Annotated in this window: 19 protein-coding genes, 1 tRNA gene, 2 rRNA genes and 1 riboswitch (1 of these 23 running past the window's edge); of the genes, 17 read left to right on the forward strand and 5 right to left on the reverse strand. The window is 58.0% G+C overall.

What is annotated here, in order from left to right:
- The 4 genes from JZY08_RS13845 to recQ all read left to right on the forward strand — a co-directional run.
- Positions 1-1,792, forward strand: a 23S ribosomal RNA gene (locus JZY08_RS13845); it begins 1,004 nt to the left of the window's first position.
- Between the two features lie 220 nt (positions 1,793-2,012).
- Positions 2,013-2,127, forward strand: a 5S ribosomal RNA gene (gene rrf / locus JZY08_RS13850).
- Between the two features lie 100 nt (positions 2,128-2,227).
- Positions 2,228-2,304: transfer RNA gene (locus tag JZY08_RS13855), tRNA-Met, on the forward strand.
- 205 nt (positions 2,305-2,509) lie between these two features.
- Complete coding sequence (recQ, locus tag JZY08_RS13860; RefSeq protein WP_216330457.1) at positions 2,510-4,318, forward strand: DNA helicase RecQ; 1,809 nt, start codon at positions 2,510-2,512, stop codon at positions 4,316-4,318.
- A gap of 51 nt (positions 4,319-4,369) precedes the next feature.
- Here the strand turns inward: recQ and JZY08_RS13865 are convergent, their stop codons facing one another.
- Entirely contained in the window at positions 4,370-5,602 is a 1,233-nt protein-coding gene (locus tag JZY08_RS13865; protein ID WP_003492901.1) for an ROK family transcriptional regulator, read from the reverse strand.
- A 266-nt stretch (positions 5,603-5,868) separates the two neighbouring features.
- On the opposite strand from JZY08_RS13865, the gene JZY08_RS13870 reads away from it, so the two are divergent.
- The 8 genes from JZY08_RS13870 (at position 5,869) to nrdF (ending at position 14,014) form a co-directional block, all read left to right on the forward strand.
- Positions 5,869-6,891 carry a sugar ABC transporter substrate-binding protein gene (locus JZY08_RS13870; protein WP_216330458.1) on the forward strand — a complete coding sequence of 341 codons (1,023 nt, stop codon included), beginning with the start codon at positions 5,869-5,871 and terminating at the stop codon, positions 6,889-6,891.
- Positions 6,892-7,115: 224 nt separating this feature from the next.
- The gene (locus JZY08_RS13875; RefSeq protein ID WP_216330459.1) at positions 7,116-8,198 is read left to right on the forward strand and encodes an ABC transporter permease; all 1,083 of its coding nucleotides are present in this window, start codon (positions 7,116-7,118) and stop codon (positions 8,196-8,198) included.
- On the forward strand, positions 8,198-8,980 hold the full coding sequence (locus tag JZY08_RS13880; RefSeq protein WP_035241325.1) for an ATP-binding cassette domain-containing protein: 783 nt from the start codon (positions 8,198-8,200) through the stop codon (positions 8,978-8,980). Before JZY08_RS13875 ends, JZY08_RS13880 begins: the two co-directional genes overlap by 1 nt.
- A complete protein-coding gene (locus JZY08_RS13885; protein ID WP_216330460.1) occupies positions 8,977-9,606 on the forward strand; it encodes a nucleoside triphosphate hydrolase in 630 nt (209 codons plus the stop codon). Before JZY08_RS13880 ends, JZY08_RS13885 begins: the two co-directional genes overlap by 4 nt.
- Positions 9,607-9,738: 132 nt before the next feature.
- Positions 9,739-9,964, forward strand: a riboswitch (cobalamin riboswitch).
- A gap of 253 nt (positions 9,965-10,217) precedes the next feature.
- Positions 10,218-10,439, forward strand: coding sequence for a glutaredoxin-like protein NrdH (gene nrdH / locus JZY08_RS13890; protein WP_003492911.1), 222 nt, complete (start codon positions 10,218-10,220; stop codon positions 10,437-10,439).
- Positions 10,440-10,450: 11 nt separating this feature from the next.
- Entirely contained in the window at positions 10,451-10,849 is a 399-nt protein-coding gene (nrdI, locus tag JZY08_RS13895; RefSeq protein WP_082183347.1) for a class Ib ribonucleoside-diphosphate reductase assembly flavoprotein NrdI, read from the forward strand.
- A complete protein-coding gene (gene nrdE, locus JZY08_RS13900) occupies positions 10,837-13,023 on the forward strand; it encodes a class 1b ribonucleoside-diphosphate reductase subunit alpha (protein ID WP_137038439.1) in 2,187 nt (728 codons plus the stop codon). Before nrdI ends, nrdE begins: the two co-directional genes overlap by 13 nt.
- A gap of 16 nt (positions 13,024-13,039) precedes the next feature.
- A complete protein-coding gene (gene nrdF / locus JZY08_RS13905) occupies positions 13,040-14,014 on the forward strand; it encodes a class 1b ribonucleoside-diphosphate reductase subunit beta (RefSeq protein WP_003492917.1) in 975 nt (324 codons plus the stop codon).
- A gap of 29 nt (positions 14,015-14,043) precedes the next feature.
- Here nrdF and JZY08_RS13910 read toward each other — a convergent pair whose 3' ends face one another.
- Positions 14,044-15,156 (reverse strand): alpha/beta hydrolase, encoded by a 1,113-nt coding sequence (locus JZY08_RS13910; RefSeq protein WP_003492919.1) that lies wholly within the window; start codon positions 15,154-15,156, stop codon positions 14,044-14,046.
- 155 nt (positions 15,157-15,311) lie between these two features.
- On the opposite strand from JZY08_RS13910, the gene recF reads away from it, so the two are divergent.
- The 3 genes from recF to JZY08_RS13925 are packed head-to-tail and all read left to right on the forward strand — an operon-like array spanning position 15,312 to position 17,702.
- Positions 15,312-16,439 (forward strand): DNA replication/repair protein RecF, encoded by a 1,128-nt coding sequence (recF, locus tag JZY08_RS13915; protein ID WP_216330461.1) that lies wholly within the window; start codon positions 15,312-15,314, stop codon positions 16,437-16,439.
- Positions 16,440-16,461: 22 nt separating this feature from the next.
- Positions 16,462-17,229 carry a molybdopterin-synthase adenylyltransferase MoeB gene (locus JZY08_RS13920; protein WP_216330462.1) on the forward strand — a complete coding sequence of 256 codons (768 nt, stop codon included), beginning with the start codon at positions 16,462-16,464 and terminating at the stop codon, positions 17,227-17,229.
- Entirely contained in the window at positions 17,226-17,702 is a 477-nt protein-coding gene (locus tag JZY08_RS13925) for a GNAT family N-acetyltransferase (protein WP_216330463.1), read from the forward strand. The genes JZY08_RS13920 and JZY08_RS13925 overlap by 4 nt, the downstream gene beginning before the upstream one ends.
- A gap of 26 nt (positions 17,703-17,728) precedes the next feature.
- On the opposite strand, the gene JZY08_RS13930 is transcribed toward JZY08_RS13925, so the two are convergent.
- Both JZY08_RS13930 and JZY08_RS13935 read right to left on the reverse strand, forming a co-directional pair.
- The gene (locus JZY08_RS13930) at positions 17,729-18,418 is read right to left on the reverse strand and encodes a hypothetical protein (protein WP_216330464.1); all 690 of its coding nucleotides are present in this window, start codon (positions 18,416-18,418) and stop codon (positions 17,729-17,731) included.
- A gap of 49 nt (positions 18,419-18,467) precedes the next feature.
- A complete protein-coding gene (locus JZY08_RS13935; RefSeq protein ID WP_216330465.1) occupies positions 18,468-19,472 on the reverse strand; it encodes a D-glycerate dehydrogenase in 1,005 nt (334 codons plus the stop codon).
- A 180-nt stretch (positions 19,473-19,652) separates the two neighbouring features.
- Between JZY08_RS13935 and JZY08_RS13940 the strand changes: the two genes are divergently transcribed.
- The gene (locus JZY08_RS13940) at positions 19,653-20,186 is read left to right on the forward strand and encodes an SH3 domain-containing protein (protein WP_175414384.1); all 534 of its coding nucleotides are present in this window, start codon (positions 19,653-19,655) and stop codon (positions 20,184-20,186) included.
- Here the strand turns inward: JZY08_RS13940 and JZY08_RS13945 are convergent.
- Positions 20,179-21,171 (reverse strand): adenosine kinase, encoded by a 993-nt coding sequence (locus JZY08_RS13945; protein WP_082183365.1) that lies wholly within the window; start codon positions 21,169-21,171, stop codon positions 20,179-20,181. The genes JZY08_RS13940 and JZY08_RS13945 overlap by 8 nt on opposite strands.
- Positions 21,172-21,640: 469 nt before the next feature.
- Between JZY08_RS13945 and JZY08_RS13950 the strand changes: the two genes are divergently transcribed.
- The gene (locus JZY08_RS13950) at positions 21,641-22,585 is read left to right on the forward strand and encodes an AEC family transporter (protein WP_216330466.1); all 945 of its coding nucleotides are present in this window, start codon (positions 21,641-21,643) and stop codon (positions 22,583-22,585) included.
- The last annotated feature ends 12 nt before the right edge of the window (positions 22,586-22,597 follow it).

Raw genomic sequence — 22,597 nt, forward strand, 5'->3', positions numbered from 1 at the left:
GAAAAGGGCAACAACCCTGACCTCCAGCTAAGGTCCCCAAGTCATGGCTAAGTGGGAAAGGATGTGAGGATCCCAAAACAACCAGGATGTTGGCTTAGAAGCAGCCATCATTTAAAGAAAGCGTAACAGCTCACTGGTCTAAATAAGGGTCTTTGCGCCGAAAATGTAACGGGGCTAAAGCCATGCACCGAAGCTGAGGATATGCCGTAAGGCATGTGGTAGCGGAGCGTTCCGTAAGTCTGTGAAGGCGGACCCGTGAGGGCTGCTGGAGATATCGGAAGTGCGAATGTTGACATGAGTAACGATAAAGGGAGTGAGAGACTCCCTCGCCGAAAGACCAAGGGTTCCTGCTTAAAGTTAATCTGAGCAGGGTTAGCCGGCCCCTAAGACGAGGCGGACACGCGTAGTCGATGGGAACCACGTTAATATTCGTGGGCCTGGTGGTAGTGACGGATCTCGTGTGTTGTACATTCTTATTGGATTGAATGTGCGGCGAAGAGGTTCCAGGAAATAGCTCCACCGTATAGACCGTACCCGAAACCGACACAGGTGGTCAGGTAGAGTATACCAAGGCGCTTGAGAGAACTATGTTGAAGGAACTCGGCAAATTGCACGCGTAACTTCGGAAGAAGCGTGACCCCATTTTAGGCAACTATGATGGGGTGGCACAGACCAGGGGGTAGCGACTGTTTATCAAAAACACAGGGCTCTGCGAAGTAGCAATACGACGTATAGGGTCTGACGCCTGCCCGGTGCTGGAAGGTTAAAGGGAGGGGTGCAAGCTCTGAACTGAAGCCCCAGTAAACGGCGGCCGTAACTATAACGGTCCTAAGGTAGCGAAATTCCTTGTCGGGTAAGTTCCGACCTGCACGAATGGCGTAACGACTTCCCCGCTGTCTCCAACATAGACTCAGTGAAATTGAATTCCCCGTGAAGATGCGGGGTTCCTGCGGTCAGACGGAAAGACCCCGTGCACCTTTACTATAGCTTTACACTGGCATTCGCCAAGGCATGTGTAGGATAGGTGGTAGGCTTTGAAGCAGGGACGCCAGTCTTTGTGGAGCCATCCTTGAAATACCACCCTTATCTTCGTGGATGTCTAACCGCGGTCCGTTATCCGGATCCGGGACAGTGTATGGTGGGTAGTTTGACTGGGGCGGTCGCCTCCGAAAGAGTAACGGAGGCGCGCGATGGTGGGCTCAGACCGGTCGGAAATCGGTCGTCGAGTGCAATGGCATAAGCCCGCCTGACTGCGAGACTGACAAGTCGAGCAGAGACGAAAGTCGGTCATAGTGATCCGGTGGTCCCGTGTGGAAGGGCCATCGCTCAACGGATAAAAGGTACGCCGGGGATAACAGGCTGATGACCCCCAAGAGTCCATATCGACGGGGTTGTTTGGCACCTCGATGTCGACTCATCGCATCCTGGGGCTGGAGCAGGTCCCAAGGGTATGGCTGTTCGCCATTTAAAGCGGTACGTGAGTTGGGTTCAGAACGTCGTGAGACAGTTCGGTCCCTATCTGCCGTGGGTGTAGGAATATTGACAGGATCTGTCCCTAGTACGAGAGGACCGGGATGGACGTATCTCTGGTGGATCTGTTGTCCTGCCAAGGGCATAGCAGAGTAGCTATATACGGAATGGATAACCGCTGAAGGCATCTAAGCGGGAAACCAACCTGAAAACGAGTGTTCCCTATCAGAGCCGTGGAAGACGACCACGTTGATAGGACGGGTGTGGAAGCATGGCAACATGTGAAGCTTACCGTTACTAATAGCTCGATCGACTTCTTCGTTCCCATTGTTCATGCTCATCGAAGATGAGCATCATCTGTTCTGTCCTGACGCCCGAAGGGCTCCGGACGGGCCGCGCCACAGGGCGCGACGACCTCTGGTCTGTATGGGAAACATACGGACAGGTCACAGAAAGACGTGTAAATTAAAACGAAGCGCAAGCTTCCCAGCTTCTCGAAACAACAGTCATGTGAAAACATGAACTCTGTTGCGTTTTGCCGACCTGGTGGTTATCGCGGGGCGGCTGCACCCGTTCCCTTTCCGAACACGGCCGTGAAACGCCCCAGCGCCAATGGTACTTCGTCTCAAGACGCGGGAGAGTAGGTCGCTGCCAGGTCTGCAAAACGCAACAAACATCTTCTCAATCACAAATAAAGGGCTTCAAGCCCCGATCAAAAGGCCGCATAAAGCGGCCTTTATGCTATGATAACGCATTCCGCGGGGTGGAGCAGCCCGGTAGCTCGTCAGGCTCATAACCTGAAGGCCGCAGGTTCAAATCCTGCCCCCGCAACCAAAAATACAAGCATCAATCAAAGGGCTCCGGGGAAACTCGGAGCCCTTTTGGTGTTTGAACAGCCCGGACCTCAGGCTGTTGAAACAGGCTGAGCATCAACCTGCAATTCCCACTCGTTTTATGCGGCTGATTCAGCCTTTCGGCATTGCGATAGACCCGGATTTGGCCATGATGCGCCAACCGTCCAGCTCAGAAGAAAGCCGCCGTGACCACCGATCCTTTGCAGATCCTCAAGGCCGTCTATGGCTACGATACGTTTCGCGGGCAGCAGGCCGAAATCATTCGGCATGTGATGGCGGGCAACAATGCTTTCGTGTTGATGCCGACCGGGGGCGGGAAGTCGCTTTGTTACCAGATCCCGGCGCTCGCCCGTAACGGCATGGGGTTGATCGTTTCGCCCCTGATCGCGCTGATGGTCGATCAGGTAGCCGCCCTGCGTCAGGCGGGCGTGCGGGCTGAAGCTCTGAATTCCGATCTTTTGCCGGACGAGCGACGGGCGCTTTGGCAGGATATGCGTGCGGGTAAAGTCGACATTCTTTATGCGGCGCCGGAGACGCTTCTCAAGCCCGATGTTCTGGATGCGCTTCAACCGATTACCCTGTCGCTGATTGCGGTCGACGAGGCTCATTGCCTGTCGCAGTGGGGGCATGATTTCCGCCCGCCATACCGCCAGCTCGACGCGCTGATCGAACGCTTTCCGGATACCCCACGCATGGCGCTGACGGCGACTGCGGACGAGCCAACCCGCGCGGAAATTTTAGGGCATCTAGGGATCGAAGGAAGCGATGCCTTTATCGCGGGCTTTGATCGCCCCAATATCCGCTACGCGATCATGGAAAAGGATAATCCCCGCGCGCAGCTAAAGCGCTTTCTGAAAGGTCGCGAAGAGGAAAGCGGTATCGTTTATTGCCTTTCCAAACGCAAGGTCGACGAGACGGCGGCGTGGCTGCGCGAGGAAGGTCGCGATGCGCTGCCCTATCACGCCGGCATGGATAAATCTGCCCGCGAGGCGAACCAGACCCGTTTCCAGCACGGCGAGGCGGTCATCATCGTTGCAACCGTTGCCTTCGGCATGGGCATCGACAAGCCAGATGTACGTTTCGTTGTGCATATTGATCTGCCCGGCAGCATCGAAGCTTATTATCAGGAAACCGGCCGCGCCGGCCGTGATGGCCTGCCGTCAGAGGTACTCATGCTCTACGGTTATGAGGATATTGCCCTGCGTAACCGCTTTATCGAAGAGTCCGACGCTGGGGATCAGCGTAAATATATGGAGCGCCAGAAGCTCGATGCGCTGCTCGGTCTTGCGGAAACCGCCGGTTGTCGCAGGCAGGTGCTGTTGTCCTATTTCGGCGATCGCTGTGAGCCATGCGGCAATTGCGACACCTGCGCGGAGCCGCCGGACCTGTTTGATGGGGCCATCGCCGCGCAGAAGCTGCTTTCCTGTATTTATCGCACCGGCGAGCGTTTCGGTCAGGCCTATGTCATCCGCGTATTGCTGGGAGTGGAGGATGAGCGGATCTCCAGTTTCGGGCATGACCGCATCACGACTTACGGGATCGGCAAGGAGCATGACAACCGCACCTGGCGAGCCATTCTGCGCCAGATGGTTGCGCTGCGCCTGATTGAGGTCGATCTGTCCGGTCACGGTGGATTGTCTATTTCCGAGGAAGGAAGGCGGTTCCTGCGGGAAAAACCTTCCCTGATGCTGAGGATACCATCCGCCCCCCGATCAACGCGACAACAGGCAACCCGCAAGCCCGCCTCTGCGGTTTTGCCGGAGGCCGATCGCAGTCTCTTCGAGGCACTGCGTGCGAAGCGCATGGAAATTGCCCGCGCGCAGAACGTTCCGCCCTATGTGATTTTCCACGATAAGACGCTTATCGAGCTTGCAGCCGCAAGACCGGCCTCGGCGCGCGAAATGGCGCAGATACCAGGAGTGGGAGACACCAAGCTCGAACGATACGGTCCGGCTTTTCTGGCGGCTATCGTGGAACATGCCGCCAGCGATTGAACGCTTGAATCCGGCAAAGAGTTGCGTGAAATATCACCGAAGCCGCAAGCCTCAGCCTGTCGTATCCTTGAACAGCACGTTCTGATCGATGAGATATCGGGAAAACAGCGGTAGGCTTGCTCCCCCGATCGCCCGGGCCTGGCTGCCAACCACGCCTTCGATGATCTCCGGCAATGTGACGCCCTGAAGATCGTGGTGCTTGAGGGCGAGCCGGGTGGCGGCAACTATTCGGGTTCTGACCCAGCCGGGAAAACCGCCATCGATGATCACGCTGGAAAAATCGATGATGGAGGCGGCGGCAATGACGGCCTGAGCTAGTGCGGCGGCGGTTTTGGTGATCCAGCTTTCCAGCGGCTCACCAAAATCGATCCATTCGTCGGGTGAAAACCAGAGGGGGCGCGGATCGATGTCCTTTTCGCGCAGCATGTTTTCCAGAACGAAGATCGACGCGATCTTCAGAAGCTGAACCGTATTACCATCCTGCCCCTGCACCGGCAGGGGGCCGATCGCGCCGGCCGTTCCCGTCTTTCCGGAAAACAGCGCCGAATTCAAAACAACGCCACCGCCGATGAAGGAGCCGATAAAGATATAGAGAAAGTCCGCATAGTTCTGGCCCGCGCCAAAAACCAGTTCGGCGCCACAGGCGCTGGTGGCATCATTCTGCAGGAAAACCGGATAGCTGACATTTTCGGCAATTTCCGAGCGGATATCGACGCCCCGCCACCGTTCCATTTCAATTTGCGGTGCACCCACCTCCTGCGCCCAGTTCCACAACTCAAATGGCGCGGCGATGCCGACGCCCGCAATTTTCTGGCGTTCGGCGGGAGACAGCTTCGTTTCGAGTTCCGTTATGCCCTCTGTCACAAAGGGCAATATCCATTCCGGCATGGGGTAGGGATAGGTTCTGCGCAGCTTGAGCCTGATCCGGCCGACAAAATCCATAAGCACGAGATCGACGCTGCGCCGGCCGATCTTGACGCCGAAAGAGAAGACAGCGTCGGGGTTGAGGCGCATCGGTGTCGATGGCTGCCCCACCTTGCCGCGCAGCCTTTCACCACGAATGAGAAGACCATCCTTTTCGAGTGAGCGCATGATGACGGAGACGGTCTGTGCCGAGAGACCACAGAGCCTGGAGATTTCAGCCTTCGACAATCCGCCATGACGGCGAACGAGGGAAAGCACGAGCCGCTCATTATAGGCGCGCACCCCGATCTGGTTGGCGCCGCCGCTCATATCCATGGTGGTGGGCGGCGTTGGCGGCGCCGTCTCGACAGATTGTCTCATAATGTCATCCTCCCGCCCGCATATCCGTACATGACCGATACTCGCAGGCTTTATGGCAATCTTGCTATCGCAACGTTAAACGACGCGGCGATATTCCTCCCTGCCGTATATTAGAATGCCATATCGAATTAATAATTCAATCGGATTTATTTATTGACAGCCGTTTCCTTTGGTGGTTCCATCTGTGCCAACGGTCACTGTTCTCGGAGGAGACGGATCGTCGAGTAACCGTCACGGTGCTTAAATATCCATTGGGAGGATCACAAATGAAGACCACTGTTTCCGCTCTTCTGGGCGCGCTTGCGCTTGGCGTTTCTTTCGCTTCCGTCGCGTCCGCCGCCGATACGTCGGTGTGCCTCATCACCAAAACAGATACCAATCCCTTTTTCGTCAAGATGAAGGAAGGTGCGACCGCCAAGGCTAAAGAACTCGGCGTGACGCTGAAATCCTATGCCGGCAAGATCGACGGTGATTCCGAAAGCCAGGTTGCTGCCATCGAGACCTGCATCGCCGATGGCGCCAAGGGTATCCTGATCACCGCATCCGACACGAAGGGCATCGTTCCGGCCGTGCAGAAGGCGCGTGACGCCGGTCTTCTGGTCATCGCTCTCGATACACCTCTGGAGCCCGTAGATGCCGCCGATTCCACTTTCGCCACCGACAATCTTCTGGCCGGTGAACTGATCGGCAAATGGGCGGCCGGCACCCTCGGCGACAAGGTCAAGGACGCGAAAATCGCCTTCCTCAACCTTACCCCCTCCCAGCCGACCGTGGATGTGCTGCGCAACCAGGGCTTCATGAAGGGCTTTGGCATCGACGTGAAGGACATCAACAAGATCGGCGATGAAAACGATCCGCGCATTGTCGGCCATGATGTCACCAATGGTAACGAGGAAGGCGGCCGCGCGGCGATGGAAAATCTACTGCAGAAGGATCCGACCATCAACGTCGTTCACACCATCAATGAGCCTGCAGCTGCCGGTGCTTACGAGGCGCTGAAAGCGGTCGGTCGTGAGAAGGACGTGCTGATCGTGTCCGTCGATGGCGGTTGCCCGGGTGTCAAGAACGTTGCTGAAGGCGTGATCGGCGCGACCTCGCAGCAATATCCGCTGCTGATGGCAGCGCTCGGCGTGGAAGCCGTCAAGAAGTTCGCTGACACGGGTGAAAAGCCGAAGCCGACCGAAGGCAAGAACTTCGTCGATACCGGCGTGACGCTGGTGACCGACAAGCCGGTCAAGGGCCTCGATTCCATCGACACGAAGGAAGGTCTCAACAAGTGCTGGGGCTGATGCCTCGCCGTTGAAACCCGCGGGGGCAATCTTTGCCCCCGCCCTTGGACCCAGAATGATTTCAGGCACGATCCGGGGGATCGGACAAAGGAACAAACGGGTGTGCCGCATCCTGAAGGGATGACAGAGGCTGCCTCACAACACTTTGAATCTACGCATCATTCTCTTTGGAGACGGTTTCCCGTTTCGGGGCCGATGCGATGGAGCGATCGGGAGGAAAATCCATGAGCGATCAGCCGGTGCGGTCTCAGCCGCATAATGAATTTGAAAAAGTGCTCTCGGAAAGTTCGACGCAGGTCGCCGCTTTCGACACGCACGACAAGAATACGCTGGAAAAATTCCAGCATTTTCTCCATTCCAGCCCGGCCGCCGTGCCGCTTATCGTTCTGGTGCTGTCGCTGACTGTTTTCGGCCTGCTCCTCGGCGGCAAGTTCTTTTCGGCCTTTTCGCTGACCCTCATCCTGCAGCAGGTGGCGATCGTCGGCATCGTCGGCGCGGCGCAGTCGCTGGTCATCCTGACGGCGGGTATCGATCTCTCGGTCGGTGCGATCATGGTTCTGTCCTCCGTCGTCATGGGGCAGTTCACCTTCCGCTACGGTTTGCCGGCGGAGCTTGCCATTCTCTGTGGCCTTGCCGTTGGCGCATTCTGCGGTTTCATCAACGGCATCCTGGTTTCGCGCATGCGGCTGCCGCCTTTCATCGTCACGCTCGGCATGTGGCAGATCGTCCTCGCGACCAACTTCCTCTATTCCGCGAATGAGACGATCCGCGCCCAGGACATCGCCCAGCAAGCGCCGATCCTGCAATTCTTCGGCGCCAATATCCGTTTTGGCAATGCGGTCTTCACCTATGGCGTCATAGCCATGGTTCTGCTCGTCGCCTTGCTCTGGTATGTGCTCAACCGAACCGCCTGGGGCCGTCATCTTTATGCGGTGGGTGACGATCCGGATGCCGCCGAACTTGCCGGCGTCAACGTCAAGCGCATGCTGACGACGGTTTACACGCTCTCCGGTCTCATCTGCGCCTTCGCCGGTTGGGCCCTCATCGGCCGTATCGGTTCGGTTTCGCCGACAGCCGGTCAATTTGCCAATATCGAATCCATCACTGCGGTGGTTATCGGCGGCCTGTCGCTGTTCGGTGGGCGCGGCTCCATCATGGGCATGATTTTCGGCGCCCTGATCGTCGGCGTCTTCTCGCTCGGCCTCCGGCTTATCGGAACAGACCCGCAATGGACCTATCTGTTGATTGGCGTCCTCATCATCATGGCTGTCGCAATCGACCAGTGGATCAGAAAGGTAGCAGGCTGATGGCAAAAGAACCCATTCTCACAGCACGCAATCTCGTCAAGCGTTATGGTCGCGTGACCGCTCTCGACCATGCCGATTTCGATCTCTATCCGGGCGAAATCCTGGCGGTGATCGGCGATAACGGCGCCGGCAAATCCTCTCTCATCAAGGCGATTTCCGGCGCGGTGACACCCGATGAAGGGGAAATCCGACTGGAGGGCCAGCCCGTCCAATTCCGCTCGCCGATCGAGGCGCGCAAGGCTGGCATCGAGACGGTCTATCAGAACCTCGCGCTCTCACCGGCGCTTTCCATAGCCGACAATATGTTCCTCGGCCGGGAAATCCGAAAACCCGGAATTCAGGGAAGCCTGTTTCGGGCGCTGGACCGACCGGCCATGGAAAAATTCGCCCGCGAGAAACTGTCGGAACTCGGCCTGATGACGATCCAGAACATCAATCAGGCGGTGGAAACCCTGTCCGGTGGCCAGCGTCAGGGTGTCGCCGTGGCGCGCGCGGCTGCCTTTGGCTCCAAGGTCGTCATCCTCGACGAGCCGACCGCAGCGCTCGGCGTCAAGGAAAGCCGCCGCGTTCTGGAGCTTATTCTGGATGTGCGCTCGCGCGGGTTGCCGATCGTTCTCATCTCTCACAACATGCCGCATGTTTTCGAGGTTGCGGATCGCATCCATATTCACCGGCTGGGCAAGCGCCTGTGCGTCATCAATCCGAAGGATTACACCATGTCCGACGCCGTTGCCTTCATGACCGGCGCCAAGGAAGCGCCAAAGGAAACGCTTGCCGCATGACGCTGAAGCTTGAGACGATCGTCGAAGACGTTCTTCGGCGGGCAGAGGGCCAATCCCGTTTCATCATCGCCATTGCCGGTCCCCCTGGGGCCGGCAAATCCACGCTGGCGGATGCGCTCTGCGACGCTCTGCTGGCGCGGAGCGAAACGGCTGCCGTCCTGCCGATGGATGGCTTTCATATGGACAATGGCATTCTCGAAGAGCGGGGGCTGCTGCCGCGAAAGGGCGCTCCCGAAACCTTCGATGTGCGTGGTTTCCTCGATATCGTCTCCGCCGTCCGCAAGGGCGGACAGGAGGTGCTTGTTCCGGTTTTTGACCGTTCCCGCGAAATTGCCATCGCCTCCGCCCGTGCTGTCCCGCCAGAGACACGCTTTGTCCTTGCCGAAGGCAATTATCTCCTGCTGAATGAAGCGCCCTGGACCACGCTTTCCGACAGCTTTGACCTCACCATCTTCGTTGGCCCGTCCGTCGCGGTGCTTGAAGAGAGGCTGCGGAACAGATGGCAGGGTTACGGTCTCGATGCGGCTGCGATCCACGCCAAACTTTTTGAGAACGATCTTCCCAACGGAAAAAGGGTAATCGAGAACACTCGCCCCGCCGATATTCGCATCGATATCTGGGAATAGATTAACGCTTTTCCCGTCTTGAGCGGCAACTCCATTTATCGTTAAGCCTTTGTTGACTCTGTGTTGAATCTTTTTGATCCACAGGGTGGGGCTTTTCCATGTCTATTTATTGACGAGAAAATTTCCTCATATACTATATGTGGTGTTCGAGGTTCTTCCGATTCGCAAGCGTCGGGAGCTAAGACGGGAATTCGGTGCGTAACGCCATTAATGGCGGAGCAAGGCCGAAACTGCCCCCGCAACTGTAAGCGGTGAGCATCGTTCCGATTTGGGTCACTGGAGCCGAAAGCTCCGGGAAGGCCGGAATAGATGTTGTGACCCGCAAGTCAGGAGACCTGCCTTGAGCGCAAACGTCCACGGGCGGGGTGTCCGGAGGAAGGTGTTGACGCAAATGATTTGCGTGCGCCCTTTTCTGCCCCCTCCAGAACAAGCTTCGGGGTGAAGTCATGCCAGTGCATTTTTTTGAGTTCCTGCGCTCGTCGGCGTAGAGAATGATTTTCCACGGCTAAAGGCCGTGCCCGCCACCTGAATGACAGAACCATCGCCAACCGATTGCGATCGCAATCGGCAATGTTGAGCCGTGTGCAAAAGCGGCTTCGAAAGAGGAAATCATGACCGTCACCGTTTACAGCAAGCCCGCCTGCGTCCAATGCACCGCCACCTATCGCGCACTCGACCGCATTGGCGTGAGCTACGAGATCATCGATATCTCCGAAGATGCGGATGCGCTCGATCATGTTCGCGGCCTTGGTTACATGCAGGTTCCGGTGGTCGTCGCCGGCGAGCGCCACTGGGCGGGTTTCCGTCCAGATATGATCGGCTCGATCAGCTGAGGCGGCGGGCGATGGGGCTGATCGTCTATTATTCCAGCCGGTCTGAAAACACGCATCGCTTCCTTCAGAAACTGGGACGACGATTGTTTCGCCTGCCGCTGGGTGCCGAGGAGGAGGTGCCGCATGTGTCGGAACCCTATGTACTCGTCACCCCCACCTATGGGGGCGGCGGCACGAAAGGGGCCGTGCCGAAACCGGTGATCCGGTTCTTGAACGAGCCTTCCAACCGAAACCTCATTCGCGGCGTCATTGCGGCGGGAAACACGAATTTTGGCGCAGCTTTCGCATCCGCCGGAGATATCGTCTCGCGCAAATGCGCGGTGCCGTTTCTCTATCGCTTCGAGCTTCTCGGCACGGAGGAAGATGTCGCCAATGTCAAACATGGATTGGAACGATTTTGGACACGCTGACCTCGAGCGCGCTGCGCAAGGACGCCAAACAGCCGGTAGCCGCAAGCCAGAAACCGGTCGATACTGGGCTGGACTACCACGCGCTGAACGCGATGCTGAACCTCTATGACGCGGATGGAAAAATCCAGCTCGACAAGGACCGCCTTGCGGCGAGGCAATATTTCCTCCAGCACGTCAACCAGAATACCGTCTTTTTCCATAACCTCAGGGAAAAGCTCGATTATCTGGTGACCGAAGGATATTACGAGCAGGAGGTGCTGGACCAGTATTCCTTCAATTTCGTTCGTGACCTCTACGATGAAGCCTATGCCCGGAAATTCCGCTTTCCGACCTTTCTCGGCGCCTTCAAATATTACACCTCCTATACGCTGAAGACCTTCGACGGAAAACGCTATCTGGAGCGTTACGAGGATCGCGTCTGCATGGTGGCGCTGGCTCTGGCGCGCGGCGATGAGCAGCTTGCCCGCGATCTGGTCGACGAGATTATTTCGGGCCGCTTCCAGCCGGCAACGCCGACCTTTCTCAACGCCGGCAAGAAAAGCCGTGGTGAGCTGGTCTCGTGTTTTCTGCTGCGTGTAGAAGACAATATGGAGAGCATAGGCCGCTCCATCAATTCGGCCCTGCAGCTTTCCAAGCGCGGCGGCGGCGTGGCGCTGTCCTTGACCAATATTCGCGAATTCGGAGCGCCGATCAAGCAGATCGAAAACCAGTCTTCCGGCGTCATTCCTGTCATGAAGCTGCTGGAGGATAGTTTTTCCTATGCCAACCAGCTTGGCGCGCGACAGGGTGCCGGCGCGGTCTATCTGCATGCCCACCATCCGGATATCATGCGTTTCCTTGATACGAAACGCGAAAACGCCGACGAAAAAATCCGCATCAAGACCCTGTCGCTCGGCGTGGTGATCCCCGACATTACCTTCGAACTCGCCCGCAACAACGAGGATATGTATCTGTTCTCGCCCTATGATGTGGAGCGGGTCTATGGCGTGCCGCTGACCGAGATTTCGGTCACCGAAAAATATCATGAAATGGTCGCCGACAGCCGCATCCGCAAGAAGAAGATCAAGGCGCGTGAGTTCTTCCAGGTCATCGCCGAAATCCAGTTTGAAAGCGGTTATCCCTACATCATGTTCGAGGATACGGTGAACCGCGCCAATCCGATCGCCGGTCGTATCAGCATGAGCAATCTCTGCTCGGAGATTCTTCAGGTCAGCGAAGCGAGCGAGTTCAACGCCGATCTGTCCTATAGCCATATGGGCAAGGATATTTCCTGCAATCTCGGCTCGCTCAACATTGCATCAGCAATGGATTCGGCCGATTTCGGCAAGACGATCGAGACCTCCATTCGGGCGCTGACGGCAGTGTCAGACATGAGCCACATCTCTTCCGTACCCTCGGTGGAAAAGGGCAATGATGCCAGCCACGCCATCGGGCTCGGCCAGATGAACCTGCACGGTTATCTGGCGCGGGAGCGCATCTTCTATGGTTCCGAAGAAGGCGTCGATTTCACCAATATCTATTTCTATACGGTGACCTACCACGCCATCCGCGCCAGCAATCGCCTTGCCGTGGAAAGGGGCCAGAGCTTCAAGGGCTTTGAAAACTCCAAATATGCCTCGGGCGAGTATTTCGATAAATACACCGACCGGGAGTGGCTGCCTGCGACGGAAAAGGTCCGCGACCTCTTCGAAAAAGCCGGCATTTCCATTCCGACACAGGAGGACTGGAAAACCTTGAAGGAGGCCGTCATGGCTTCCGGCCTCTATAATCAGAACCTCCAGGCCGTACCGCCAACCGGTTCGATCTCCTATATCAACCACTCCACCTCTTCCATTCATCCGATTGTCTCGAAAATCGAAATCCGCAAAGAGGGCAAGATCGGCCGTGTTTATTACCCGGCTTCCTATCTCTCGAATGATAATCTCGAATATTATCAGGATGCCTATGAAATCGGCCCGGAAAAGATCATCGACACCTATGCGGCGGCAACCCAGCATGTCGACCAGGGCCTGTCGCTGACTTTGTTCTTCCGCGATACGGCGACGACGCGCGATATCAACCGCGCGCAGATCTACGCCTGGAAGAAGGGCATCAAGACGATCTACTACATTCGTTTGCGCCAGATGGCGCTGGAAGGCACGCAGGTTCAGGGCTGCGTTTCCTGCACGCTCTGAATTGAGGGACAAGAGAATGAACATTGCCGTAAAACCCGTGTCCCGCATTCGCGCGGTCAACTGGAACCGTATCGAGGACGACAAGGATCTCGAAGTCTGGAACCGCCTGACATCGAATTTCTGGCTGCCGGAAAAAGTGCCGCTCTCCAACGACATCCCCTCCTGGGGAACGCTGAAGCCGGAAGAGCAGAAACTGACGATCCGCGTCTTCACCGGACTGACTTTGCTCGACACCATCCAGAACGGTGTCGGCGCCGTGCGCCTGATGGCGGATTCGGCCACGCCGCATGAGGAGGCGGTACTGTCCAACATCTCCTTCATGGAGGCCGTGCACGCACGCTCCTATTCCTCGATCTTCTCGACGCTCTGCTCCACGCCTGACGTCGATGACGCCTATCGCTGGTCGGAGGAAAACGAGTTCCTGCAGCGTAAATCCGCACTCATCATGCGCGAATATGACAGCGGCAATCCGTTGAAAATGAAGGTCGCCAGCGTGTTTCTGGAGAGCTTTCTGTTCTATTCCGGCTTCTATCTGCCGATGTTCTGGTCAAGCCGGGCGAAGCTGACCAACACCGCAGATCTGATCCGTCTCATCATCCGCGACGAGGCCGTGCACGGCTATTACATAGGCTACAAGTTCCAGCGGGCGCTGGAGCGTCTGGGCGAAAGCGAAAAACAGGAGATCAAGGATTTCGCCTTCGATCTCTTGCTCGAGCTTTATGACAATGAAGCGAAATACACCGAAGACCTCTATGACGGCGTCGGGCTGACCGAAGACGTCAAGCAGTTCCTGCACTACAACGCCAACAAGGCGCTGATGAATCTGGGTTACGAGGCGCTGTTTCCCGCCGAGGCCTGCCGGGTCAATCCGGCGATCCTGTCGGCGCTCTCGCCCAATGCCGACGAAAATCACGACTTCTTCTCGGGTTCCGGCTCATCCTATGTCATCGGCAAGGCGGTCGCGACCGAAGACGAAGACTGGGATTTCTAAAACCGCTATGTCGAAAGGACCCGCAAAAGCTATTGCGGGTTCACCACCTGGCTCGCAAGCCGGAAGGGGCTGGAGACGGTTGCCCCGATTGCATCGAACACAAAGGCGCCCGCGCGGCCTATGCCGTTTTCGCCGTTGCCGTTCCGGCTCGCCTCCAGTTGTGGCACCAGCGATGCCAGTGCCGCATAGCGGTCATGGTTGAGCGGGTCCGACGCCTTCAGATTGGAAATATCCACGAATTGCACGCCCTCTTTCAGGGCTGCCTCCTGCACCTGCGGATCGGTCACATCCAGCGCGCCGATACGGGTGACGTCGGCCCCCAGGATAGAGGAGGCCTTCAGGGCTCGATCGTCTTTGGAGACGAGAACGGTGAGCGGCGGATTGAGCCGTCCTACCACCTCGATCTGCTTGCGGAACACATCGGCGTCGATATCCGGCGCGGCCAGCACGACCTGTAGTTTGGAGAGCACATCGTTCCTGCCTTCGAAGCGCAATTGCCGCAGCGCTTCCATGACCAGCCAGCCACCCATGCTGTGACCGAACACGACAATGCTTTTTCGCGGTGTCTGCCGGGTAAGGTCGGTCAGCACCATGGCCAGCGCGTCGCGCGAATAGGTCGCTGATTCCTTGTCGGCCACATAACCGGTGACGCTCGCTTGCGACGGCCAGGAAAAGACCAGCGGCACGCCATCCATATTGGCGTCGGCGGCCATTTGTGCCGCGCGGAACAGGGCCTCCTGATAGCTGTAATTATAGCCATGGACAAAAAGGGCGATCTGTTTGCCGGACCGTGTGACATCTCCAAGATCTTCGTTGAAGCGTGTTTTCGTCAGTGTGTCGGCTTTGGTGACGACAAAATCCTTTTTCGGGTCAGGCTTGCCTTTGGACCATTCTATATTTCCGCTTTTATGGTCGGGCGGAATGGAAATGTCGAAGCGTGCATAGTTGGGCTCGGCCGCGCGCTCCGCGGTGAAGCCCTTTTTGGCTTCCTTGTTTCTTTCCCGCGTGCTCGCCACATAGGCGGTCACGATTTTCGCGTCGCCGGTCTTGGTATTTATGGCCTGCAGCACATCCGCCCCCGGCCTGCCTGCGCAGGATGAAAGAAGGCCGAGAGCGAGAAGGAGCGATAAGATCAGGCGCATGAATGGGGTTACCGGTGATGAGGACCGGCTCATAAATAACCGGGCGCTAAAAAAGTTGCTACTGGAGAATGGATTGCGTTGTTGGGCAGGGTCTTCGATATGGGAGGGACGTTCCCCACCTTGCTATCCGGCGATGTTCGTTTTAGGCCGTACAGATGACGAATAAGGTGTCGCTTTTACGGCTGAAACTCACGGACTTCCGCAATTATGCGGCAGCGTCGCTCACGCTTGATGACCGCCATGTGGTGCTGACGGGCGACAACGGTTCCGGCAAGACAAATCTCCTCGAGGCGGTGTCCTTTCTTTCACCGGGAAGGGGCCTGCGCCGCGCCACCCTGTCCGATGTCACTCGCGTCGGTGCGGAAGCCGTCGGTTTTTCGATTTTTGCGGATGTGGATGGCATGGATGGCGAAGTTGCCATTGGGACCGGGATCGAAGGCGACGGTGAGGTGGTCTCGCGTCGCCTGAGGCTGAACGGAACATCGGTGAAGTCGGTCGATGAATTGACGGATCATCTGCGTGTGCTGTGGCTGACGCCCGCCATGGACGGTCTCTTTACCGGCTCGTCCTCGGATCGCCGGCGTTTTCTCGACCGGCTGGTGCTGTCGCTCGATCCTGCCCATGGGCGGCGGGCGAGCGATTTCGAAAAGGCCATGCGCGGCCGCAACCGCCTGCTTTCTGAAGGCCGTTTCGATCCGGTCTGGCTGGACGGGATAGAAAAGCAGATGGCGGAACTCGGCATCTCCATGGCTGTCGCCCGTTATGAAATGCTTGGCCTTTTGAAGAGCCTCATCGAAGGCAGAGCGGGCGACGCGGCCTTCCCATCGGCGGCGCTTTCGCTTTCCGGTTTCATGGACGACATGCTGAACCGGCCGGCCGTTGATCTCGAAGACGAATATGGCCTGATGTTGCGTGAGGGCCGGTATCGTGACGCCGCAGCCGGCCGCACGCTCGATGGTCCGCACCGCGTCGATCTCTTCGTGCGCCATGCGGAAAAGAACATGGAAGCCGAACGCTGTTCAACAGGGGAGCAGAAGGCGCTGCTGGTGGGGCTGGTGCTTGCCCATGCGCAGCTTACCGCCAATATGACCGGCCACGCGCCGGTTCTACTGCTGGACGAGATCGCCGCCCATCTGGACGAGGGAAGGCGTGCCGCTCTGTTCGATCTCATCCACGCACTCGGCGGCCAGAGTTTCATGACCGGAACGGATGCGGCGATGTTCTCCGCCCTTGGCGAGCGGGCGCAATTCTTCAATGTTTCCCACGGGAGCGTCACGGCATGACGGCAGAGAGATGGAGTGCGACATGGACCCGCTGAGCCCGGAGGAAATCGAACGCTACAAGCGCCACATTCTGTTGCCGGAAATCGGCGGTGCCGGGCAGCAGCGGCTGAAAGCGGCGCGCGTGCTGGTGATCGGGGCTGGCGGTCTCGGCGCCCCTGTCCTTCATTATCTGGCCGCTGCCGGTGTCGGCACGCTCGGCATGATCGATGACGATGTGGTTTCCCTCTCCAATCTCCAGCGGCAGGTGATCCACGATAGCGGCACAATCGGCGAATTGAAAACCGCAAGCGCCCGTGCAGCCATCGCCCGGCTCAACCCGCATGTCCGCACCCTTGTGTATGAGGAGCGGTTTTCTGAGGTCTGGGCGCATGACCATCTGCCATCCTTCGATCTCCTTATTGATGGCTCGGATAATTTCGATACGCGTTATGCCGCAGCCGACGCCGCAGAAGCCGCAAAACGGCCGCTGGTCACGGGTGCCGTCGGTCGTTTCGATGGTTCCGTGACGGTGCTCAAACCCTATGAGGCGAGTGCCGATGGCAATCTTTTGCCGGGTTACCGCGATCTGTTTCCCGAGCCGCCGCCACAGGGCCTTATTCCGAATTGCGCCGAAACGGGCATTGTCGGGGCGCTGACCGGGGTGATCGGCACCATCATGGCCATGGAGGCGATCAAGGTGATCACCGGTGCCGGGGAGCCGTTGATCGGCCGCCTGCTCCTTTATGATGCCCTGTCAGCCCGTTTCGAAACCGTTCGTTACAGGCGGCGGTCAGCGGAAAAGAAACCATGATCGAGATCGCCAAGATCGGGGAAGAATTCAGTCGCTGGCAGGAATTGCTGAGGCTCATCATGTCCTCCTTCGCCTATATGGATGGCGTCATAGACCCGCCATCCTCAGCCCATCGCCTGACGCTTGAAAATCTGGCGGAGAAGGCGAGAGTGGAGATCGCCTTCGTGGCGCTTGATGGCGATGAGATTGTGGGCTGCCTGTTTTGCCGGCCGGAGCCACTGGCCAGTCTTTATGTCGGCAAACTCTGTGTTTCCCCGAAAGCCCAGGGAAAGGGCATCGGCAGCATGCTTCTGGAACAGGCCGAAGCGCTGGCCCGCGAATTGGCGTTACCGGCGCTGCGGCTGGAAACTCGTATCGAGCTTATCGCCAATCATGCCAAATTCGCCGCCTGGGGTTTCGTCAAGACCGCCGAAAATGCCCATCCCGGTTACAGCCGCACGACTTCGATTGAAATGACGAAATTTCTCGGCTGAGGCCGTTCCGTTCCGCCCGGCAAAGTCTATCGCAAAAGACCGGACTGAAGCATTTGGGAGAGAAAGACGGAAGAGACACGGTCAAGTCCCGTCTGTGGCTGAACCTCAGCCGATCCGACCCGCCAGACGCCTTTATCCGGACCTCTGACGAGCTGGATTTCCGTAGCGACCTTGTGGGTGAGCGGAGCCGACTTCGTGGCGTCGACCATCTGCTTCATGAGTTTCGCGGAAGGCATGCGGGTTTTATCGCCAATATCCTCCGCATTTGCGGCTGCCTTCAGCCGCTGGAATGCAGGCCCGACATCCTGCAGGGAGCAGTTCATCTTTACGCGCGCCACAGAGAGACCCGTGGGCGATTGCGAGCCGATACGCGCAGCTTCGGCATGGCAGCGCACCCGCTCCGTGCTCGCGACCCAGAGCCGTGCGAACTGGTCGGACTGCTCGTTCGTGGTTCCCTTGGGAGCGTGCATGCCCTTGTATTTGCGCTGCCATGCAACCGGGTTGGAAACCAGATCCATGTCGGTGTAGCGCTGCCCGCTACCCGACGATCCCCATTCCTTGCTGAGGCGAACCATGCTGGCGCGATCAAAATTCAGCCAGGCGTGATAATAGAGTTCCGCGGTTTCCTCGGGTGAGGGCGGGGCAGCACGGGCCGGGCCGCTAATTAGAACGATGAGGACCGATATGAGCAGCAGAAACTTCGCCTGGATTGCCATTGAACTCCCCCTCCGATGTGACGATCAGACACGGCTTGCCTGAACCCGTTCAGTTTCGCCCCGGCAGCACCCTGTTGGGCGGGCGATGGCCGTCGAACAGCGTGCGGATGTTGATAATGACCTTGTCGCCCATTTCGATGCGGCCTTCGATCGTCGCCGAACCCATATGCGGAAGCAGCACGACCTTGCCTTCCTTGGCGAGCTTGATGAGCTTTGGGTTTACCGCAGGCTCGTTCTCGTAGACATCGAGCCCGGCGCCGGCGATCTTTCCTTCGCGAAGGCACTGGATCATCGCCGCCTCATCGATGATGTCGCCGCGCGCCGTGTTGACGATGTAGCTGGTCGGCTGCATCAGCGCGAGCCGCCGCGCCGAGATCAGGTGATAGGTTGCCGGCGTCGAGGGGCAATTGACGGAAACGATGTCCACCCGCGCCAGCATCTGGTCAAGACTGTCCCAGTAGGTTGCCTCAAGCTCCGTCTCGGTGGCCGGATTGACGCGTTTGCGGTTGTGATAATGAATGGAAAGGCCGAAGGCCTTGGCGCGCCGCGCAACCGCCGTGCCGATGCGGCCCATGCCGACAATGCCGATGCGCTTGCCGGAAATGCGCCGCCCGAGCATCCAGGTCGGTGACCAGCCCAGCCATTCGTCCGCACCATTGGCGAGAACGCGTGTGCCTTCGATCATGCGGCGCGGCACGGCCAGCGCCAGCGCCATGGTGATATCGGCAGTGTCTTCGGTCAGCACGTTAGGGGTGTTGGTGACGGTGATGCCCTTTCGGGCGGCGGCGTCGACATCCACATGGTCTATGCCGTTGGAAAAGCTCGCAATCAGCTTCAGCTGTGGCCCGGCCTTGTCGATCATGGCGGCGGTAATGCGGTCGGTCACGGTCGGCACCAGAACATCGACCCGCTGCATGGCGGCCACAAGCTCTTCCTCGCTGCGCTGCGTATCATCGATGTTCAGTTCGGCATCGAAGAGTTCCCGCATTCTGGTTTCGACGACGTCAGGCAATTTGCGGGTGATATAGACTGTCGGTCTCTTCTTGTGGGTCATCGTTTGCCGCTGCCTTGTTCAGAAGTCATTAACCAGAAAGAGCGATAATTTCTTTCAATCAGGGCGTTTCTACCAGACCCACCGGCGAAGACAAACAAATCTCGCTGAAGCTTGAGGCATGTGGAAACGAGCCTCCTCGAATATCATCCGGTTTGCAGAAGGCGGGAAACGGAAATGGGCATGCGCAGTGTGGTTTCTATCGTTTGCATTGCATTGTCTTTGGGCCTCCTTGGTGCGGCGACCGAAGCCATGGCGCAGGGCGCTGCCAAGGGCGCAAGCGGCCTGCCTCTGCCGCGGTTCGTCAGCCTGAAATCAAAGCGCGTCAACATGCGCATCGGCCCCAGCACGGATTATGCCGTCTCCTGGATGTATCTGAAATCGGGAATGCCGGTGGAAATCATCCAGGAATATGAAAACTGGCGGCGCATCCGTGATGCCGACGGCACGGAAGGCTGGGTCAACCAGGCGCTGCTTTCGGGTGAACGCACGGCGGTTGCCGCCCCCTGGATGCGCGGCAAGGGCAAGGAAGTCTACGTGAACATGCGCCGCGATGCGCAGTCGGGCGCTGCCGTCATCGCCCGGCTGGAGCCGGGCGTCGTCTTCAGGATAGGCGAATGCAACGGTGACTGGTGCCGCGCCGAGGCCGGTCAGGCCTCGGGCTGGGTGTCGCAGGGCGAAATCTGGGGTGCTTACCCCGGCGAGGCCTTTAAATAAGGCCGTGTTTCGCGCCCAGAACCTTCAGGGATGACATGGGGCGTGGCCCGACCTGTTGAATAACGGCGGCGGCTGCCAGGCAGCCGAGTTTGCCGCAATCTTCAAGCGACCGGTCCTGCGTATAGCCGAACAGGAAGCCGGCGGCGAAAAGATCGCCGGCACCCGTCGTGTCGACCACATCATGCACCGGATAGGCGTCCACCTTCACGCGTTCCGTACCGCGCAGGATGACGGCGCCTTCTTCGCTCATCGTCACGGCTGCGATCTTGCAATCGGCTGCGATTTTCGTCAGAGCCAGCTCGAAATCGTCGGTTTCGTAAAGCGAAAGCGCTTCCTGCTTGTTGGCGAAAACGATGTCCACCGTGCCGGAACGCATCAGGTCGAGAAATTCTTCACGATAGCGGCCGACGCAGAAACTGTCGGAAAGCGTCATGGAGACTTCGCGGCCGTTCTCATGCGCAATGCGGGCGCATTCGCGAATGGCGTCCTTGGCGCGCGGCGGATCCCACAGATAACCTTCGAAATAGGTGACTTTCGTATCCGCCACCACATTCTCTTCGACGTCTTCCGGACCGAGATCCACGCAGGCGCCGAGATAGGTGTTCATCGAGCGTTCGCCATCCTCGGTGACGAAGATCATCGAACGGGCGGTCGGCGGAAACGTCCCTTCCGGTTTGGTTTCGAAATAAACGCCCTGCGCGCGGATGTCGTGCTGGAAGATTTCTCCGAGCTGATCTTCGGCCACCTTGCCAAAATAAGCGGCCTTGCCGCCGAAATTCGCCACGCCTGCGGCGGTGTTGCCCGCACTTCCGCCGGATGCCTCCAGAGCCGGTCCCATCAGCGAATAAAGCAGTTCGGCCCGCTCCGCGTCGATGAGGTTCATCGCACCCTTGGTAATGGCATTGTCGTTCAGGAACTGATCATCGCAGCGGGAAATGATGTCGACGATGGCATTGCCGACAGTCAGTACGTCGAATTTCGTCATGGGCCTATCCGGTTGGCGGTGGGTATTTTCCGAATGGTCTTAAACATTTCTGGCCTCAAGAAAAGCCCATGAGGGAAATATGCCGTTCTCCACGAGAGAGCGAGACGCGTCATTTGGCTGTAATATGGTTAAGCTATCACTCCGGTCAGAGCAAAAGGTGTGTGAATACGGACCTGAATGGAAGACATGAGGTTTTCTGGCTCCACCGTTATCTCCGTCACGGATGTACTGGCGGCATATAACGGATATGACAAAAGGCGGGGGAAACCCCGCTTTTTCTTTTGGCTCATTGCCTCCGCGCCATGGACTGAGCGGGGAGAAGCTTCGGCACGTGCGCCTTGCTCCGGTAGCATGAAGGTTCTTCCGCATTGCATGAAAACAGGGCGGCATAGCGTTTTCGCGATTCCATTCCCTCGGAAAACGCTCTAAAGCGGAGTATCTCCCGCAAAGCCGCGAAAGCTTTCCCTCCATGTCTGCCGTTGCCGCGAACGTCGCTCCCATCTTCATTCTCATCCTGATCGGCTGGCTCACCGTCAAGGCCGGTCTGTTCAGGGCCGATGCCGGCGAGATTCTCAGCGATTTCGTGTTCAAGATCGCCGTGCCGACCCTGATCTTCCGAACGCTCGCGGAAGCGAATTTTCACGGCGCATCGCCTTTTCGCCTATGGCTCACATATTTTGCGGGTGTCGCCGTAACCTGGACGGTCGGCCATGTCGTCACGCGTTATGTCTTCAAGCAGGATGTCCGCATCGCCGTCATAGCCGGCATCTCCTCGGCCTTTGCCAATAATATCTTCATCGGCCTGCCGCTCGTCGGGCGCTCCGTGGGAGATGAGGGGCTGGTCGCCCTGTCCATTCTGCTGGCCATTCACCTGCCGGTCATGATGATCGCCGGCACGATCCTGATGGAGAACGCCACACACAAGGCGGTTGGCGGCGAAAAACGCAGCATGGTTGCGGTCTTCAAGCAGGTGGGCCGAAACCTCGTCACCAATCCGCTGGTGATCGGCCTTTTCATCGGGCTTTCAACCAATGTTTCCGGTGTGACGCTGACGCCTATCCTCAAGACCGTGGTTGACCAGATCGCTTCCATGGCGGGACCGGCGGCACTTATCTCGCTCGGCATGGCGCTGACGAAATACACCATTCGCGGCAATCTGGGCATCGCCGTCACCATGACGGTTTTCAAGCTGCTGCTTCTGCCCGCCTGTGTGTGGGCCATGGGCCATGGGCTCGGTCTAAGCCGGGAATGGACGGCCGCACTGGTGCTCACCTCTTCCGTGCCGACGGGGGTGAATGCATGGCTGATCGCCAACCGTTTCGGTATCGGCCACAGCGTTGCGGCCTCCACCATCAGCATTTCCACGGCGACCGGTGTTCTTTCCGTGTCGCTGTGGGCATGGCTGCTGAGCTGATTATTCCGCCGA

Source organism: Rhizobium sp. X9, assembly GCF_018873185.1.
Taxonomy (GTDB): Bacteria; Pseudomonadota; Alphaproteobacteria; order Rhizobiales; family Rhizobiaceae; genus Agrobacterium; species Agrobacterium oryzihabitans.

Coding starts and splice junctions, on each gene's coding strand:
- JZY08_RS13865 (WP_003492901.1), bottom strand. CDS start 5,602: ATGAGACAATCTGTCGAGACGGCGCCGCCAACGCCGCCCACCACCATG.
- JZY08_RS13870 (WP_216330458.1), top strand. CDS start 5,869: ATGAAGACCACTGTTTCCGCTCTTCTGGGCGCGCTTGCGCTTGGCGTT.
- JZY08_RS13875 (WP_216330459.1), top strand. CDS start 7,116: ATGAGCGATCAGCCGGTGCGGTCTCAGCCGCATAATGAATTTGAAAAA.
- JZY08_RS13880 (WP_035241325.1), top strand. CDS start 8,198: ATGGCAAAAGAACCCATTCTCACAGCACGCAATCTCGTCAAGCGTTAT.
- JZY08_RS13885 (WP_216330460.1), top strand. CDS start 8,977: ATGACGCTGAAGCTTGAGACGATCGTCGAAGACGTTCTTCGGCGGGCA.
- nrdH (WP_003492911.1), top strand. CDS start 10,218: ATGACCGTCACCGTTTACAGCAAGCCCGCCTGCGTCCAATGCACCGCC.
- nrdI (WP_082183347.1), top strand. CDS start 10,451: ATGGGGCTGATCGTCTATTATTCCAGCCGGTCTGAAAACACGCATCGC.
- nrdF (WP_003492917.1), top strand. CDS start 13,040: ATGAACATTGCCGTAAAACCCGTGTCCCGCATTCGCGCGGTCAACTGG.
- JZY08_RS13910 (WP_003492919.1), bottom strand. CDS start 15,156: ATGCGCCTGATCTTATCGCTCCTTCTCGCTCTCGGCCTTCTTTCATCC.
- recF (WP_216330461.1), top strand. CDS start 15,312: ATGACGAATAAGGTGTCGCTTTTACGGCTGAAACTCACGGACTTCCGC.
- JZY08_RS13920 (WP_216330462.1), top strand. CDS start 16,462: ATGGACCCGCTGAGCCCGGAGGAAATCGAACGCTACAAGCGCCACATT.
- JZY08_RS13925 (WP_216330463.1), top strand. CDS start 17,226: ATGATCGAGATCGCCAAGATCGGGGAAGAATTCAGTCGCTGGCAGGAA.
- JZY08_RS13930 (WP_216330464.1), bottom strand. CDS start 18,418: ATGGCAATCCAGGCGAAGTTTCTGCTGCTCATATCGGTCCTCATCGTT.
- JZY08_RS13935 (WP_216330465.1), bottom strand. CDS start 19,472: ATGACCCACAAGAAGAGACCGACAGTCTATATCACCCGCAAATTGCCT.
- JZY08_RS13940 (WP_175414384.1), top strand. CDS start 19,653: ATGCGCAGTGTGGTTTCTATCGTTTGCATTGCATTGTCTTTGGGCCTC.
- JZY08_RS13945 (WP_082183365.1), bottom strand. CDS start 21,171: ATGACGAAATTCGACGTACTGACTGTCGGCAATGCCATCGTCGACATC.
- JZY08_RS13950 (WP_216330466.1), top strand. CDS start 21,641: ATGTCTGCCGTTGCCGCGAACGTCGCTCCCATCTTCATTCTCATCCTG.